Origin of the sequence: Pseudoclavibacter sp. RFBG4, assembly GCF_002931515.1 — a bacterium.
In the GTDB taxonomy this organism is placed as follows: Bacteria; Actinomycetota; Actinomycetes; order Actinomycetales; family Microbacteriaceae; genus Pseudoclavibacter.
In genome coordinates, this window is sequence record NZ_PSYC01000019.1 from 77,401 (window position 1) to 89,369 (window position 11,969).

The 11,969-nt window shown below is 70.3% G+C and carries 14 protein-coding genes; 7 read left to right on the forward strand and 7 right to left on the reverse strand.

Annotated features, from left to right (window positions below):
• The first annotated feature begins 160 nt into the window (after positions 1 to 160).
• From C5E10_RS04770 to C5E10_RS04780, 3 genes are read left to right on the forward strand one after another with little or no spacing between them, the layout of a single operon-like run.
• The gene (locus C5E10_RS04770; RefSeq protein WP_104330668.1) at positions 161 to 823 is read left to right on the forward strand and encodes a response regulator transcription factor; all 663 of its coding nucleotides are present in this window, start codon (positions 161 to 163) and stop codon (positions 821 to 823) included.
• Complete coding sequence (locus C5E10_RS04775) at positions 820 to 2,325, forward strand: HAMP domain-containing sensor histidine kinase (RefSeq protein WP_104330669.1); 1,506 nt, start codon at positions 820 to 822, stop codon at positions 2,323 to 2,325. The genes C5E10_RS04770 and C5E10_RS04775 overlap by 4 nt, the downstream gene beginning before the upstream one ends.
• Positions 2,319 to 3,257: a TAXI family TRAP transporter solute-binding subunit gene (locus tag C5E10_RS04780; RefSeq protein ID WP_104330670.1), complete on the forward strand. Its 939-nt coding sequence runs from the start codon at positions 2,319 to 2,321 to the stop codon at positions 3,255 to 3,257. Before C5E10_RS04775 ends, C5E10_RS04780 begins: the two co-directional genes overlap by 7 nt.
• A gap of 51 nt (positions 3,258 to 3,308) precedes the next feature.
• Here the strand turns inward: C5E10_RS04780 and C5E10_RS04785 are convergent, their stop codons facing one another.
• On the reverse strand, positions 3,309 to 4,580 hold the full coding sequence (locus tag C5E10_RS04785) for a DUF445 domain-containing protein (RefSeq protein WP_104330671.1): 1,272 nt from the start codon (positions 4,578 to 4,580) through the stop codon (positions 3,309 to 3,311).
• A gap of 106 nt (positions 4,581 to 4,686) precedes the next feature.
• Here C5E10_RS04785 and C5E10_RS04790 point away from each other — a divergent pair, with 106 nt between their 5' ends.
• On the forward strand, positions 4,687 to 4,974 hold the full coding sequence (locus C5E10_RS04790; protein ID WP_104330672.1) for a hypothetical protein: 288 nt from the start codon (positions 4,687 to 4,689) through the stop codon (positions 4,972 to 4,974).
• Between the two features lie 57 nt (positions 4,975 to 5,031).
• Positions 5,032 to 5,196, forward strand: coding sequence for a hypothetical protein (locus C5E10_RS19060; RefSeq protein ID WP_181062642.1), 165 nt, complete (start codon positions 5,032 to 5,034; stop codon positions 5,194 to 5,196).
• A 33-nt stretch (positions 5,197 to 5,229) separates the two neighbouring features.
• Here the strand turns inward: C5E10_RS19060 and C5E10_RS04795 are convergent, their stop codons facing one another.
• Positions 5,230 to 5,835: a GNAT family N-acetyltransferase gene (locus tag C5E10_RS04795; RefSeq protein WP_104330673.1), complete on the reverse strand. Its 606-nt coding sequence runs from the start codon at positions 5,833 to 5,835 to the stop codon at positions 5,230 to 5,232.
• Positions 5,836 to 6,144: 309 nt separating this feature from the next.
• Here C5E10_RS04795 and C5E10_RS04800 point away from each other — a divergent pair, with 309 nt between their 5' ends.
• Positions 6,145 to 7,656, forward strand: coding sequence for an HNH endonuclease signature motif containing protein (locus C5E10_RS04800; protein WP_181062643.1), 1,512 nt, complete (start codon positions 6,145 to 6,147; stop codon positions 7,654 to 7,656).
• A 287-nt stretch (positions 7,657 to 7,943) separates the two neighbouring features.
• Here C5E10_RS04800 and C5E10_RS19065 read toward each other — a convergent pair whose 3' ends face one another.
• The 3 genes from C5E10_RS19065 to C5E10_RS04810 form a co-directional block, all read right to left on the reverse strand.
• On the reverse strand, positions 7,944 to 8,081 hold the full coding sequence (locus tag C5E10_RS19065; protein ID WP_160072589.1) for a hypothetical protein: 138 nt from the start codon (positions 8,079 to 8,081) through the stop codon (positions 7,944 to 7,946).
• A 107-nt stretch (positions 8,082 to 8,188) separates the two neighbouring features.
• Positions 8,189 to 8,998 carry a Cof-type HAD-IIB family hydrolase gene (locus C5E10_RS04805; RefSeq protein WP_104330675.1) on the reverse strand — a complete coding sequence of 270 codons (810 nt, stop codon included), beginning with the start codon at positions 8,996 to 8,998 and terminating at the stop codon, positions 8,189 to 8,191.
• 3 nt (positions 8,999 to 9,001) lie between these two features.
• Positions 9,002 to 10,468 (reverse strand): PLP-dependent aminotransferase family protein, encoded by a 1,467-nt coding sequence (locus C5E10_RS04810; RefSeq protein WP_104330676.1) that lies wholly within the window; start codon positions 10,466 to 10,468, stop codon positions 9,002 to 9,004.
• Positions 10,469 to 10,566: 98 nt separating this feature from the next.
• Here C5E10_RS04810 and C5E10_RS19070 point away from each other — a divergent pair, with 98 nt between their 5' ends.
• Positions 10,567 to 10,713, forward strand: coding sequence for a hypothetical protein (locus tag C5E10_RS19070; RefSeq protein ID WP_181062644.1), 147 nt, complete (start codon positions 10,567 to 10,569; stop codon positions 10,711 to 10,713).
• A gap of 108 nt (positions 10,714 to 10,821) precedes the next feature.
• On the opposite strand, the gene C5E10_RS04815 is transcribed toward C5E10_RS19070, so the two are convergent.
• Both C5E10_RS04815 and C5E10_RS04820 read right to left on the reverse strand, forming a co-directional pair.
• The gene (locus C5E10_RS04815; protein ID WP_104330677.1) at positions 10,822 to 11,145 is read right to left on the reverse strand and encodes a branched-chain amino acid transporter permease; all 324 of its coding nucleotides are present in this window, start codon (positions 11,143 to 11,145) and stop codon (positions 10,822 to 10,824) included.
• Positions 11,138 to 11,965: an AzlC family ABC transporter permease gene (locus tag C5E10_RS04820; protein WP_104330678.1), complete on the reverse strand. Its 828-nt coding sequence runs from the start codon at positions 11,963 to 11,965 to the stop codon at positions 11,138 to 11,140. The genes C5E10_RS04815 and C5E10_RS04820 overlap by 8 nt, the downstream gene beginning before the upstream one ends.
• Positions 11,966 to 11,969 lie beyond the last annotated feature (4 nt).

The following is an 11,969-nucleotide window of genomic DNA, read 5'->3' on the forward strand; positions in this document are numbered from 1 at the left end:
TCCATCGTCGTCGATCTTCATCTGCCAGCAGGCGGAGCTGTGGCCCCACCTCGGTGTGGGTGTACTGGACAACTCTCTGCACCGGGCAAGGGGCGCGAGCGGATCCTTACATTCCCTTTACGTGGACCTCGCATCTCTGCCCGCACCTACCATTGGGGGTATGCGTGTGCTCGTCGCCGAGGATGACGCGTCCGTCTCCGCCGCCCTCGCGGCCGTGCTCGGCCGCGCCGATCACGCCTGCGTGCAGGTCGCCCGCGGCAGCGACGTGCTGCTCCAGCACCGAGACGCCGAGCTCGTGCTCCTCGACCTGGGACTCGAGGACATGGACGGCCTGGAGGTGCTCAGGCTGCTCCGCCAGGTGAGCCAGGTTCCCGTCATCGTCGTCACGGCCCGCGGCGACGAGCGCTCGACGGTGCGAGCGCTCGGCCTCGGCGCCGACGACTACCTCGTGAAGCCCGTTCGCATGCACGAGCTGCTCGCCCGCATCGACGCCGTCGCCAGGCGTCGCGCGCCCGCGGCCGAGCCCGAGGTGGTGCAGCTCGGCGACGCGAGGATCGAGCTGCTCTCGCGGCGAGTCGTCGTCGGCGGTGCCGAGGTCTCGCTCACGCCGACCGAGTTCGAGCTGCTCGCGATTCTCGCGAAGCGGCTCGGCAGGGCCGTGAGCAGGCAGGAGCTCCTCGACCAGGTGTGGGGCGACGCCTACGCCGCCACCTCGCGCTCCTTCGACGTGCACCTCGCGCAGCTGCGCCAGAAGCTGCCCGCCGTCGCCATCACCACGATCCGCGGCTTCGGCTACCGGCTCGAGACGAAGCCGGCGCGATGAAGCTGCAGGTGCTGCTGCCCCTCATGCTCTTCGGACTGCTCACGGTCATCGCCATCATCGTGCCCGCGAGCGAGGGCATCGCCGTGAACCGCACCCAGCAGCTCACCCTGCAGCGCGCCACCTCGATGGACCAGATCGTGCAGCGCGCGGAGACGGCGGTGGCCGCCGACGACGCGTCCGGCCTCGAGCGCTACCTCGAGCGCTTCGCCGAGACGTACGGCGAAGCGGCGATGGTCGTCGACAGCGAGGGCCAGGTCGTGTCCTCCGTCGGCGGCCTCGAGCTGGACCCGCAGGTCGCGTCGCTCGTGCTCGCCGCGTCACGCACCGTGCCGCAGCGCTCCATCTCGACGATCTACCCGTGGAGCGACGACACCCACCTCGTGGCCGAGCCGTTCGCGAACGGCGCGAGCGCCGCATCCGGGGCGGTCGTCCTCGAGGTGAACCAGACGGAGGCGAAAGCGCAGATCACCGGCTGGTGGGCGCTCGTCGCGCTCGCGGGCCTGCTGCTCCTGCTGCTGCTCTTCGCCGCGTCGCAGTTCTGGACCAGCTGGGTGCTGCGTCCCGTTCGTGCCCTGGACGCGGCCGCGAACGCCCTCGCCGAGCAGCGGGAGCCCGACCTCGCGGCCGCGACCGGGCCCCTCGAGCTCAGGCGCCTCTCCTCCTCGTTCGCGCGCATGTCGAGGGGAGTCGAGGATGCGCTCGAGCAGCAGCGGGGGTTCGTCGCCGAGGCGTCGCATCAGCTGCGCAACCCGCTCGCCGCCATCCGCCTGCGCATCGACGCCCTCCCGCGCGGCGAGGCGGAGGAGGCGGCGTTGGAGGCCGTCGGCGGCGACCTCGACCGTCTCGAGCACGTCGTCGACCGGATGCTGGTGCTCGCCGACGCCGAGCACCGCGCCACGGCAGAGGCGAGCGGCAGGCGCACGGGCTTCGCCGACGGCGCCGCGCGAGAGCACCTCACCTCGGCGGCCATGCTCACGGCACCCCACGAGGAGCGGTTCCGCGAGGAGGGCATGCGGCTGCGCTTCGACGGCCACGAGGAGATCAGGGTCGCGTGCCGCAAGAGCGACCTGGAGGAGATCGTCGAGACCATGCTCGACAACGCGCGGAAGTACGCGGGCGAGGGCGCGAGCGTCACGATCCGGTTCGCCGCGGCGCCCAGCTCCGGGGGGTCAGCGGCGGCGCCCGGCGAAGGGGAGAATGACGGCGCGTTCGACGGCCGCAGCCAACCAGCCGAGGCGTTCGAGGCGTTCGAGGCGTTCGAGGTCGACGGTCCACGCGCGGTGCTCGAGATCAGCGACGACGGACCAGGCGTCGACGAGGACGAGCTCGCCCAGCTCGGCACGCGGTTCTGGCGCTCGCCGAACCACCGGTCCCTGCCGGGGACCGGGCTCGGCCTCGCGATCGTCGGGGAGCTGGCACGAGCCAACCGCGCCACCGTCGACTACGACCGCGCCCCAGAAGGAGGGCTCCGCGCCCGCATCAGCCTGGTGCGGACGTGGTGACCCTCACGAGGCGCGGCCTGCTGCTCGGCGCCGGTGCGGCCTCGGTCGCCGCCGCGACCCTCGCGCTCGACGGGTGCTCCCTCGGGCAGCCGTCCCCGCGCATCCGCATGGCCTGCGGCGAACAGGGCGGCACCTACGTGCAGTTCGGCGAGCTGCTCCGCGAAGCGCTCCGACGCGACGGCACGACGGGGCTCGACGTGGTCACGACGGGTGGCAGCGTCGAGAACCTGGCCCTCCTCCAGGCCCGCGACGCCGAGCTCGCCATCGTGCTCGCCGACGCGGCGGCGACCGACGCGCAGAACAAGGTCGCGATCGGGCGCGTCTACCAGAACTACCTGCAGTGCTTCGTGCGCTCAGACGGGCCCGTCACCGCCATCGGCGACCTCGCCGGGCGGCGCGTCTCGGTCGGGGCGCCCCAATCCGGTGCGGCGCTCACCGCCAGGCGGCTCCTCGGCACGCTCGGCCTCCTCGAGGGCGTGGGCGCCAGCGTCATCTCCGAGCTGTACCTCGACGAGGCCGTCTCCGCACTCGAGGCCGGCACCGTCGACGCGATCTTCTGGTCGGGCGGACTGCCGCTTCCCGCCGTGCAGGACCTCGACACCCCGGTGGAACTCGTCGACCTCACCAATGCGCTCCCGGCCCTCGAACTCGAGCATCCCGGCGTCTACACGCTCACGGCGGTCCCGGCCAGCACCTACGGGAGCGCCGAGGCGGTGCCCGCGATCGGGGTCTCCAACTACCTGCTCGCCAGGCCCGACCTCCCGGACCAGGTGGCGAGGGCGCTTGTCGACGTCCTCATCCGAGACGCCGCGCAGCTCGTGCCGGAAGGGTCGCTCGGCGTGCAGTACCTGACCGCCTCCAACCTCATCGACACGCTCCCCATCGCGCTGCACCCCGCCGCCCAGAGACGCTACCGGGAGCTCTACGGCTGACCGCCCTGGGCCTCGAGACGGCGCGGGGCGCGGGATGCTGGCCGCGGGACCTCAGCCGAGGAAGGCATGGGCGACCGTGAAGATCGTCACGCCCGCGAGGGCGCCCACGATCGTGCCGTTCAGGCGGATGTACTGCAGGTCGCGGCCCACCATGAGCTCGATCTTCTCGCTCGTCTCGTCGGCGTCCCAGCTGGCGACGGTGTCCGAGATGATCGACGAGATCTCGTGCCGGTAGCGGTCGACGAGGAACACCGCCGCGTCGATGACCCACGTGTTCACCCGCTGCTGGAGCTGTGCATCCGTCGTCAGTCGCTGACCGATGTCGACGAGCGCCGCCGTGGCGCGGGTGCGGAGCGCGCTCTCCGGGTCGGCGAGCGAGCGCAGGAGGCCCGTCTTCGCTGCGTTCCAGGCCTCCGCGGCGAGCTCGCGCATACGGGGGCTGTCGAAGATGTTGCCCTTGGCGCCCTCGAAGCGGGCGATGAGCTCCGGGTCGTGCTGCAGCTGGTCCGAGAGGCGAGCCAGGTAGCCGTCGATGGCGGCCCTGGCGGGATGCGCGTCGTCCGCTCGCACGGCCGCGACGAACTTGACCGCCTCGTTGTACGCCGTGTTGTCGACGAGCTTGGTCGCTACCGACGGAACCCACGAGGGGAGACGCCTCGACACGAGGCCATCGAAGGCGCTCTGGTTGGCGGCGAGCCACGCGGCGGCGCTGTCGGCCGCCAGGTCCACGGCGCCCCGATGCGCGCCGGTCGCGACGACGCGCGACATCCACTCACCCAACGGGGGAGCCCACTGCGGCTCCACGAGGTGCTCGCGAGCCAGGTCTTCGATGAGGCCCTGGACGTCGTCGTCGCTGAGCGCCTCGAGCACCCCCGTCGCCATGATGGACGCTTCGGAGGCGATCCGCTCCGCGTGCTCCGGCTGCTCGATCCATTCGCCGAGGCGGGCCGCGATCGACGTGGCCTGCAGCTTCGTCCGCACCACGTCGCCGCGCAGGAACTCGGTCTCAACGAACTCGCCGAGCGTGCGGCCGATCTCGTCCTTCCGCTTCGGGATGATCGCCGTGTGCGGGATCGGGATGCCCAGCGGGTGCCGGAAGAGGGCCGTCACGGCGAACCAGTCGGCGAGCGCGCCCACCATGCCGCCCTCCGCGGCGGCGCGAACGTACGCGAACGCCGGCACATCTCGTTGCAGCGCGAACGCGATCACGAACACCACCGCCATGAAGAGAAGGGCCCCCAACGCCACCGCCTTCATGACACGCAGGCTGCGCCGGCGCTCCTGGTCTGCGGGGCTCAGAAGCTCGGTCGGGGTGCGCGACATGCGGTCATCCTTGCACGCCCGAGCCGGACGGCGACTGCGGGGCGCCCCAGGTCTGCCTCGGGTCTCCGGGGATTCCCCGGCGGGGCGAGATCGACAGACTGGATGCATGACTTCGCACTCCAGGGGCTCGTTCCGATCCGCGGCAGACGGGTCGTCCACGACCTCGTTCATGTGGTGGATGGTGTTCGTGCTCGTCGGCGCGCTCAGCGGAGTCGTGTCGTCGCTGGCGTCTGCCCAGCTTGCGCTCGGCACCCAGCAGCAGGAGGCGCTCGCGATGATCTTCTGGGTGTCCCTCATCGTGAGCGGCATCGGCGCGATCGGCGCTCTGGTCGCCTTCATCCGCACCGTCTACGTGCTGCTCGACCGCAGCGACCGGCGCTGGAGCGGGGAGTAGGCGATCTCCGTCGCGCAGCCGATGCGCGGTCCGGGCGGATTTCCTACCGTGGACCGCATGGATATCTCGTCGATGATCATGGGAGCGGCAGTGGCATCCGTCATGTGGATCGGATTCGTCCCGTGGACGCGCCTCAAGCGCCTCCGCGAGCTCGAGGCGCGGTGTGCGGCCGGGCAGCCTGGGCCAGGGGGAGCCGGCGAGGGGCCGACCCCAGCTCCCTAGCGTCGACGGTCGCTGCCTACTCCCCGCCCCGCGCTACCAGGGTCTGCCCCGGAGGTCGACCACACCAGGAGGCCAGGAATCGACGCTCTGCCGGATCGGCGAGATGAGCACCGGAGACCCCGCTTCGACGACTGCCTCGACACTCGTCTCCGCTCGCATCACTGTCTCGGGTGGCATCATCGTCTCGGGTGGGAGCGAGCGCGGTGTGCTTCGCTCGACGACGCGGATGCGATGCCACCCGGTCCGCTCGTAGAAGGGCACGACGTCTTCCCGGCATCCCAGATAGCCGTACTCGAGGTCGGGGGAGGCTCGCATCGCACCTCGAGCGAGCGACATCGCGAGCTCGCCAAGGCCTTGGCCTCGGAGCCCGTCATCGACGAGCACGCCACCCGTGCCGGCCACGACGACCTGGGCGCGGCCGACCGTGATCTCGCGTCGCTGGAACCCGACGTGCGCCACGGCCGAACCTGCTGCGTCGAAGACGATCGCGTGCGTGGAGGCCGGGGCGTAGCCGTAGGGCTGCTTGGGATCCCACTCGCCGTGCACTGAGCGGTACTCGCGATCGAAGAGCGCACGTAGGGCCTTGAGCTCGGCCGGTGTGAGGGCCGAGTGCTCGACCACTCGGGGGAGGTAGGTCATCACTTCAGCGTAGGACGCCGCTGTGCTCCTCCTCGCTCGGGCGGGGCCCGGCTCCTCTTTGCTCGGGAGTGGCCTCTGGCGAAGCGCGGGTGGATTTCCTCTGCTCACCTGGGGTATTCCGGGGTAGGTACTCCGTTCGAAGCTAGCTCCTATTTTCTTGAAGAAAACCTGGTCCTGACATAGATTTTGGTGCGGTCCAGTGCTAGTCTGATGGTGATCTTGGGGGAGGTTATCGTGGCATCGCAGGCGGAGCAGGATTCGGGTCGACAGTCGTCGGCGCAGCCAGGACAGTCATCGGCGCGGTCGTCAATGGAGACGGCTGTCGTGGATGCGCTTCTCGAGGCGCGGTGCCCGTTGACGGGTCTTCCGGACGCGGAGATCGTCGTTGTACTCCGCGAGCTCGCGGCTCGCCGACGAGTGCTGGATGCCGCGCTCGTTGAGGTAGCCGGTGAACTCTTGCGCCGCGAAGACGAGTCTCCGCGAGCGGAGACGGTCGCGCGGAAGTCCGGTTTTCGGAACCTCCCGGCGATGGTCGAGCAGGTGCTCGCGGTGAAGCCTTTTGAGGCGAAGACCTTGCTGCACGTCGCAGAGGCGACGAGGGAGCGGATGAGCGCCACGGGCGAGCCGATCCTCCCGAGGTACGCGGAGGTGGCGAAGGCGGTGGGCTCCGGGGTCATGTCGGTGGCGCAGGCAGCCGCGATCACGAAGGGGCTCGACCGCACCGGCAACCGCGTGGACGTCGACGAGCTCGCGCGCGCCGAGGGCGAGCTGGTCGCGTCCGCGTGCGGCTTGAATCCGGAAGATGAACAGCCGGCGGTGCCGAAGGTGCTCGAGGTGCAGGCCGCGACCTGGGTTTCCTACCTCGACCCCGACGGCGACGAGCCGCGCGCCGACAAGATCGCCGAGCAGCGCGGCCTCTGGATTTCGCGTCGCGCCGACGGGGCGGTGTCAGGGAAGTTCGTCGCGACGCCCGAGCAGGGCGAGCAGTTGCTCTCAGTCTTCGACGCGCTACTCTCTCCGCGCCGTGCCGTGGAGTTCCCGGCCGCGTCCGAGTGCGGGGAACCGACCGCGCCAGCACTCGGACCCGATGAACTCCCGTTGCCCGACGAACGTGACGGCAGTCGCGACAGTGGTGACGCCGAGGTTCCGTTGATGGATCCGCGGTCGATCGATCAGCAGCGCATCGACGCGCTCACGATGATCGTCCGTGCCTACGCCGAGTCGCCCGACGCGCCCCGCACCGGGGGCGAGGCACCCACGGTCATCATCGTCACCACCACGGCCGGGCAAGACGGCACAGCCACCCGCCCCGAAGACCTGCCCCACCTCGAGCGCACCGGCGAGCCAGTCCCACCGTCGATCGCAGCCCAGGTCGTCTGCGACGGACTCATCCGCATCGCGATCGCCGGCACCAACGGCGAGATCCTCGAACTCGGCCGCAAGCAACGCCTCTTCACCACAGCCCAACGCCGAGCGATCGCGACCCGCGACCGCCACTGCCGCGCACCCGGATGCAGCGCACCAGTGCGCTGGTGCGAAGTGCACCACGCCCTCCCCTGGAGCGAAGGCGGACCAACCGACGCGAGAGACGGCATCCTGCTGTGCTCCTTCCACCACCACGAAGTGCACCGCGAGAGACTCACCCTGACTCGCAGCAGCAACGGACGCTGGCACGTCGTGCCCGCGCTCGGGCGTCACGTCCCGCCCAGAGCCAGCCGCCGCCGCGGATATCCGCCACCGGCAGCCAACTCCCGGGCTGCCAACTCGCGCGCCGCCAACTCCCCGGCCGCCACCCGCCCACAGGTCAACCGAAGACCCTGAGACCGCCACGACGGCCTGGCCCGGAGAGGCACAGTCTGGGTCGGGGAGGCACCGCCTGGCCCAGAGAGGCACAGTCTGAATCGGGAAGACACCGCCTGGCTCGGCGAGGCGCGGCTCAGAGGGCCCCGCTAGGGCGCGCAAACGCGAAAGTGCCGCCGTGGTCACGAAGACCAGGGCGGCACCGGTTGCTCACCAAACCCTCCCAAGCCCTCTCAATCGAGAGAGCGCAGCAGCGCGATGAAGTGTTGCGATGAGTGCTGCGAGGAGTGTTGCGACGAGAGCTGCTGTTAGAGCTGCGGCTGACGCGTGTTGTAGCCGAAGCGCGTGGGGCGCTGCGCGTAGCCATCCTTGCGGACGGCGCGAACAGTCTCCGCCGCGAAGGCGACAACCGCCACAACCCCGATACCAAGAGCGAGAAGTTCCATGAGTCCACCTCCGTGATCTGCCGGCAAACACCGGATACTGCAATCCAATCGGAGACGCCCGGGCGTGTCGCGGTCCACCCGAAGGTCAGTGGACTGGTCGCGCCGGGTCAACCCGCGCTTCCGGCGAGCCAATCTTCGAGGAACACCGCGACACCGTCATCGGTGTTGCTCGGAATCACCGACTCCACCACCGCGAGCGCCTCAGGGCGGGCATTCGCAACGGCGATCGGGTGGCCGACAACCCCGAAGGCCGGCAGGTCGTTGAAGTTGTCGCCGAAATAGTAGAGGTCCTCCCGTGCCACCCCCAGCAGGTCAGCGACCGCGAGCAGGCCCGTGCCCTTCGAGCACGCTGCGTTTGCGATCTCCAGGTACGTGTCCTTCGACCGGTACGTCACGACGCCCGAACGGTCCGCGAGGGCCGCCTCCAGCGCATCGACCAGGGCAGGGTCGCCCATGCACATCACCTTGTGCGGCGGCGTCACATCGACGCCACCCGAGGCGACGAACTCCAACGTCGACGCGGGCTCCGGGAACACCCACGTGTGGGTGCGCTCCCGGTCCGTCCACTCGTCCTCACCCCACGCGTACCAGTGCTCGCCGGCGAAGAAGCTCGCGTGCAAGCCGCTCGCCTCGCAGTGATCGGCGATGAAGCGCGCATCCGCGGACGAGATGGGAACGTCATGCCGCACCTCGCCGTCGCCGGACAGCACCAGTCCGCCGTTGAAGGCAACGAGCGGCGAGCCGATGCCGCCGTACAGGCGCTCGAGCACCCGCATCGACTCCGGGGGACGGGACGAGCACAGCACGAAGTGATGACCGGCCGCCCGTACCGCCTCGATCGCCTCGATCGTCCGCGGGGAGAGCGTGCGCTGAGCGCTGAGCAGCGTGCCGTCGATGTCGCTGAGGAAGAGAACCATGGACTACACCATCTCAGGCAGACGCGTATCCGCCATCGAACGCACGTCGCGCGCCGAGAGTTGCGCCCAGGATTCGGCGAGGATCCGCGTGCCCGCTTCGAGATCGGCGACGGGTGCCGTGAACGGCACCCGAAGGAAGCGCTCGAGGCTCCCATCGATGGAGAACTTCGGGCCCGCGACCAGGGCCAGGCCGCGCGCCTCCGACAGGGACGTCATCGCGGAGCTCGCCGGCTGCGCCAGGTGCACCCACATCGACAGCCCACCGTCGGGCCACGGCACGTGCCACTCCGGCAGGTGCAGGCTCAACGCGTCATGCAGGGCGTCACGGTGCAGGCGCATCTGCTCGCGGCGCCGGGGCAGCAGCTCCGGAAGTGCCCGCACGACACGCTCCGCGAGGAGCTGCTCGATCTGCGGCGTCCCCAGATCGCCGGCCGGACGCGCCTGCACGAAGCGGCGGATCAGGGCGGCATCGGCGCGGATCCACCCGATGCGCAGGCCGGCCCAGGCCGCCTTGCTCAGAGAGCCGACCGTCACGACCCCCGAGCCGGAGAACGGGGACGCGCCCCGCGCGTGACGAGCGAACGGGCCGTCGTCCCACGGCCGGTCGATCGACAGGTCCGCGGTCGTCTCGTCCACGACGAGGATCGTGCCGGCCGCCCGAGCCGCCTCCGTGACCCGCACCCGGTCTTCCGGCCGCATCGACGCGCCCGTCGGGTTGTGGAAGTCGGGGATGAGGTACGCGAGCGCGGGGCGCATCCGCTCGATGGTCTCGATGAGGTGCTCGATCTCCCAGCCGCCAGTGGTCACCGGCGTCGCGATGAGTCGAGCGCCCGCGCGGCGCATCGCCTCGTAGGCGTGCGGATACGTGGGCGACTCCACCAGGACGAGATCCGAGCGTGTGAGGAGCGTGTGGGCCGTCAGCGAGATCGCGTGCTGGGCGCCCATCGTCACGATGATCTGGTCGGGCGTCGTCGGCAGCCCGCGCGCCGTGTAGCGCTCGGCGATCGCCGAGCGCAGCGACAGGGTGCCGAGGAGATCGAAGCCGGGGGCGCCGAGCGCAAGCGGCATCGAGCTCGCGGCATCCGCGATGATCTCGGCCAGCCCCTCGACGGGCGGCGGCACCGCGCGAGCGAAATCGACCCCGAAGTTCTCTCCCTCGCCACTCGGGCGGTGGTCCTGCCTGCCGAGGCGGGGGAGCGTCACCCGGCTCCCCGAACCCTGCCGGCTCAGCACGTGCCCGCTGTCGCGCAGCGACTGGTAGGCGGCCACGATCGTCGTGCGACTGCGCCCGGACTGCACAGCCAGCTCGCGCTCCGAGGGCAGACGCGTCCCGACCGGGATGCGCCCGTCGACGATCAACAGGCGGATGCGCTCGGCGAGGGCTTCGTAGGCGGACGAGTCGTCACGAAGCTCACCAGCCAGGGAGAGCAGCGTGCGTGCGGATATGCGAGAACCAGATGTCGACTCCATGGGTCCAGTATGCGCTAAGTGGACCGCGACGGCCAGGCCAATGTGGCGATTGGATGTGCCTACCCGCAGCACTCATCGATCGTCACGGAGGTGGCCCCATGGAACTCATCACGCTCATCATCACGGGAATCGTCGTCGCCACCATCGCCGTCACCGGAGTGACCGCGACCTTCGTCGTCATGCTGAAGGACGGCTACGGTCACCGCGCATTCCAGTCCAGTTACGACACTCGCCAGCCGAGGTAGCGAGCGGCGCCCTCGGAGTGCCCGCTGGACCCGGGCTCGGAAAAACGGGAAGCGCCCGGAAAACGGGGAGCCCGGGAAAGCGGGAAGAGCCCGGGAAACTGGAAGAGGCTAGAAGAAGTTGACGAGCACGACGAAGGTCGCCGTGCCGAGACCGACGCTGAGCAGCGTCCTGCGCCCCAAGCCCAGGTGCACGCCCACCGTCACGGCGAGCGCGAGCGCCGCCCACAGTGCCGTGCGCGGCTCACTCGCGAAGTCGCTGAAGGTGACGGCGGTGAGGATCGCGAGGATGCCCGCGGGCATCCAGACCGAGAGTCGCTGGACCGTCTTGGAGTCGCGAAGCGGCTTGAGTGCGACGAACGGCAGGGCGCGCAGCCCGAACGTGATGCCGCCGCACACCGCGACTGCGCCCACGAACCACCAGGCGTCAAACATCGCTCACCGGCGCCTCCGTGCGGTCTCGCCTCGCGGCGAAGAGCGCGCGCACCGCGAGCGCGACGGCGAAGAGGATGAGCGCCGCGAAGAGGGGAGCCCCTGGCACGAAGAGCAGCCCGAAAGAGACGCTCAGGCCGGCGATGAGGAGCGACGGCACGTCGTCACGGGAGCGGATCGCGTCGAGGGCGAGCACCGTGAAGAGCGCGCACAGCGAGAACTCGAGGCCCTTGATCTCTCCGGGGAGGACGCTCGCGAGTGCCACCCCGAGCAGGCCCCCGCCGACCCAGTACGTCTGCAAGGCGAGCTGCAGGGTGAGCAGCCGCGTCGCGGACCGCTGCTCGCGGGGGATGGGCGTGACGATCGCGTAGGCCTCGTCGGTCATCGCCCAGATCGAGTAGAGGCGGGCGAGTCGGCCCCGAACGAGGTGCAGGGGGAATGAGAACGCGTAGAACACGTGCCGGAAGTTGACGAAGAACGTGGTGAGCGCCATCGTCGCGATGGGCGTGCCCGCGGCGATGAGCCCGACGAGCAGCAGCTCGATCGAACCCGCGTACACGAACACCGACAGGGACGGGGCGACCCACCAGGGCAGGCCTGCCTGCAGGACCAGCACGCCGAACGCCACGCCAAGCGGCACCACCCCGAGCCCCGCGGCGAGCGAGTCGCGCAGTCCGGCCCGGATGCGCTCCCGGCGAGTGGCCGGGATCTCGGCGGGTAGCCCCAAGGGCGCTCCCGCGCTTGGATCCGCGGCAGGGTCCGTCTGGGGCGCCACGGATCCCGGCGGGCGGGCGCCGCGCGCTTCTGGATCTGCGGTGGTCATGCGG

What these genes read in the sequence shown, in the direction of transcription:
- C5E10_RS04770 (WP_104330668.1), top strand. Translation starts at nt 161, where the DNA reads ATGCGTGTGCTCGTCGCCGAGGATGACGCGTCCGTCTCCGCCGCCCTC.
- C5E10_RS04775 (WP_104330669.1), top strand. Translation starts at nt 820, where the DNA reads ATGAAGCTGCAGGTGCTGCTGCCCCTCATGCTCTTCGGACTGCTCACG.
- C5E10_RS04785 (WP_104330671.1), bottom strand. Translation starts at nt 4,580, where the DNA reads ATGTCGCGCACCCCGACCGAGCTTCTGAGCCCCGCAGACCAGGAGCGC.
- C5E10_RS04790 (WP_104330672.1), top strand. Translation starts at nt 4,687, where the DNA reads ATGACTTCGCACTCCAGGGGCTCGTTCCGATCCGCGGCAGACGGGTCG.
- C5E10_RS19060 (WP_181062642.1), top strand. Translation starts at nt 5,032, where the DNA reads ATGGATATCTCGTCGATGATCATGGGAGCGGCAGTGGCATCCGTCATG.
- C5E10_RS04795 (WP_104330673.1), bottom strand. Translation starts at nt 5,835, where the DNA reads ATGACCTACCTCCCCCGAGTGGTCGAGCACTCGGCCCTCACACCGGCC.
- C5E10_RS04800 (WP_181062643.1), top strand. Translation starts at nt 6,145, where the DNA reads ATGGAGACGGCTGTCGTGGATGCGCTTCTCGAGGCGCGGTGCCCGTTG.
- C5E10_RS19065 (WP_160072589.1), bottom strand. Translation starts at nt 8,081, where the DNA reads ATGGAACTTCTCGCTCTTGGTATCGGGGTTGTGGCGGTTGTCGCCTTC.
- C5E10_RS04805 (WP_104330675.1), bottom strand. Translation starts at nt 8,998, where the DNA reads ATGGTTCTCTTCCTCAGCGACATCGACGGCACGCTGCTCAGCGCTCAG.
- C5E10_RS04810 (WP_104330676.1), bottom strand. Translation starts at nt 10,468, where the DNA reads ATGGAGTCGACATCTGGTTCTCGCATATCCGCACGCACGCTGCTCTCC.
- C5E10_RS19070 (WP_181062644.1), top strand. Translation starts at nt 10,567, where the DNA reads ATGGAACTCATCACGCTCATCATCACGGGAATCGTCGTCGCCACCATC.
- C5E10_RS04815 (WP_104330677.1), bottom strand. Translation starts at nt 11,145, where the DNA reads ATGTTTGACGCCTGGTGGTTCGTGGGCGCAGTCGCGGTGTGCGGCGGC.
- C5E10_RS04820 (WP_104330678.1), bottom strand. Translation starts at nt 11,965, where the DNA reads ATGACCACCGCAGATCCAGAAGCGCGCGGCGCCCGCCCGCCGGGATCC.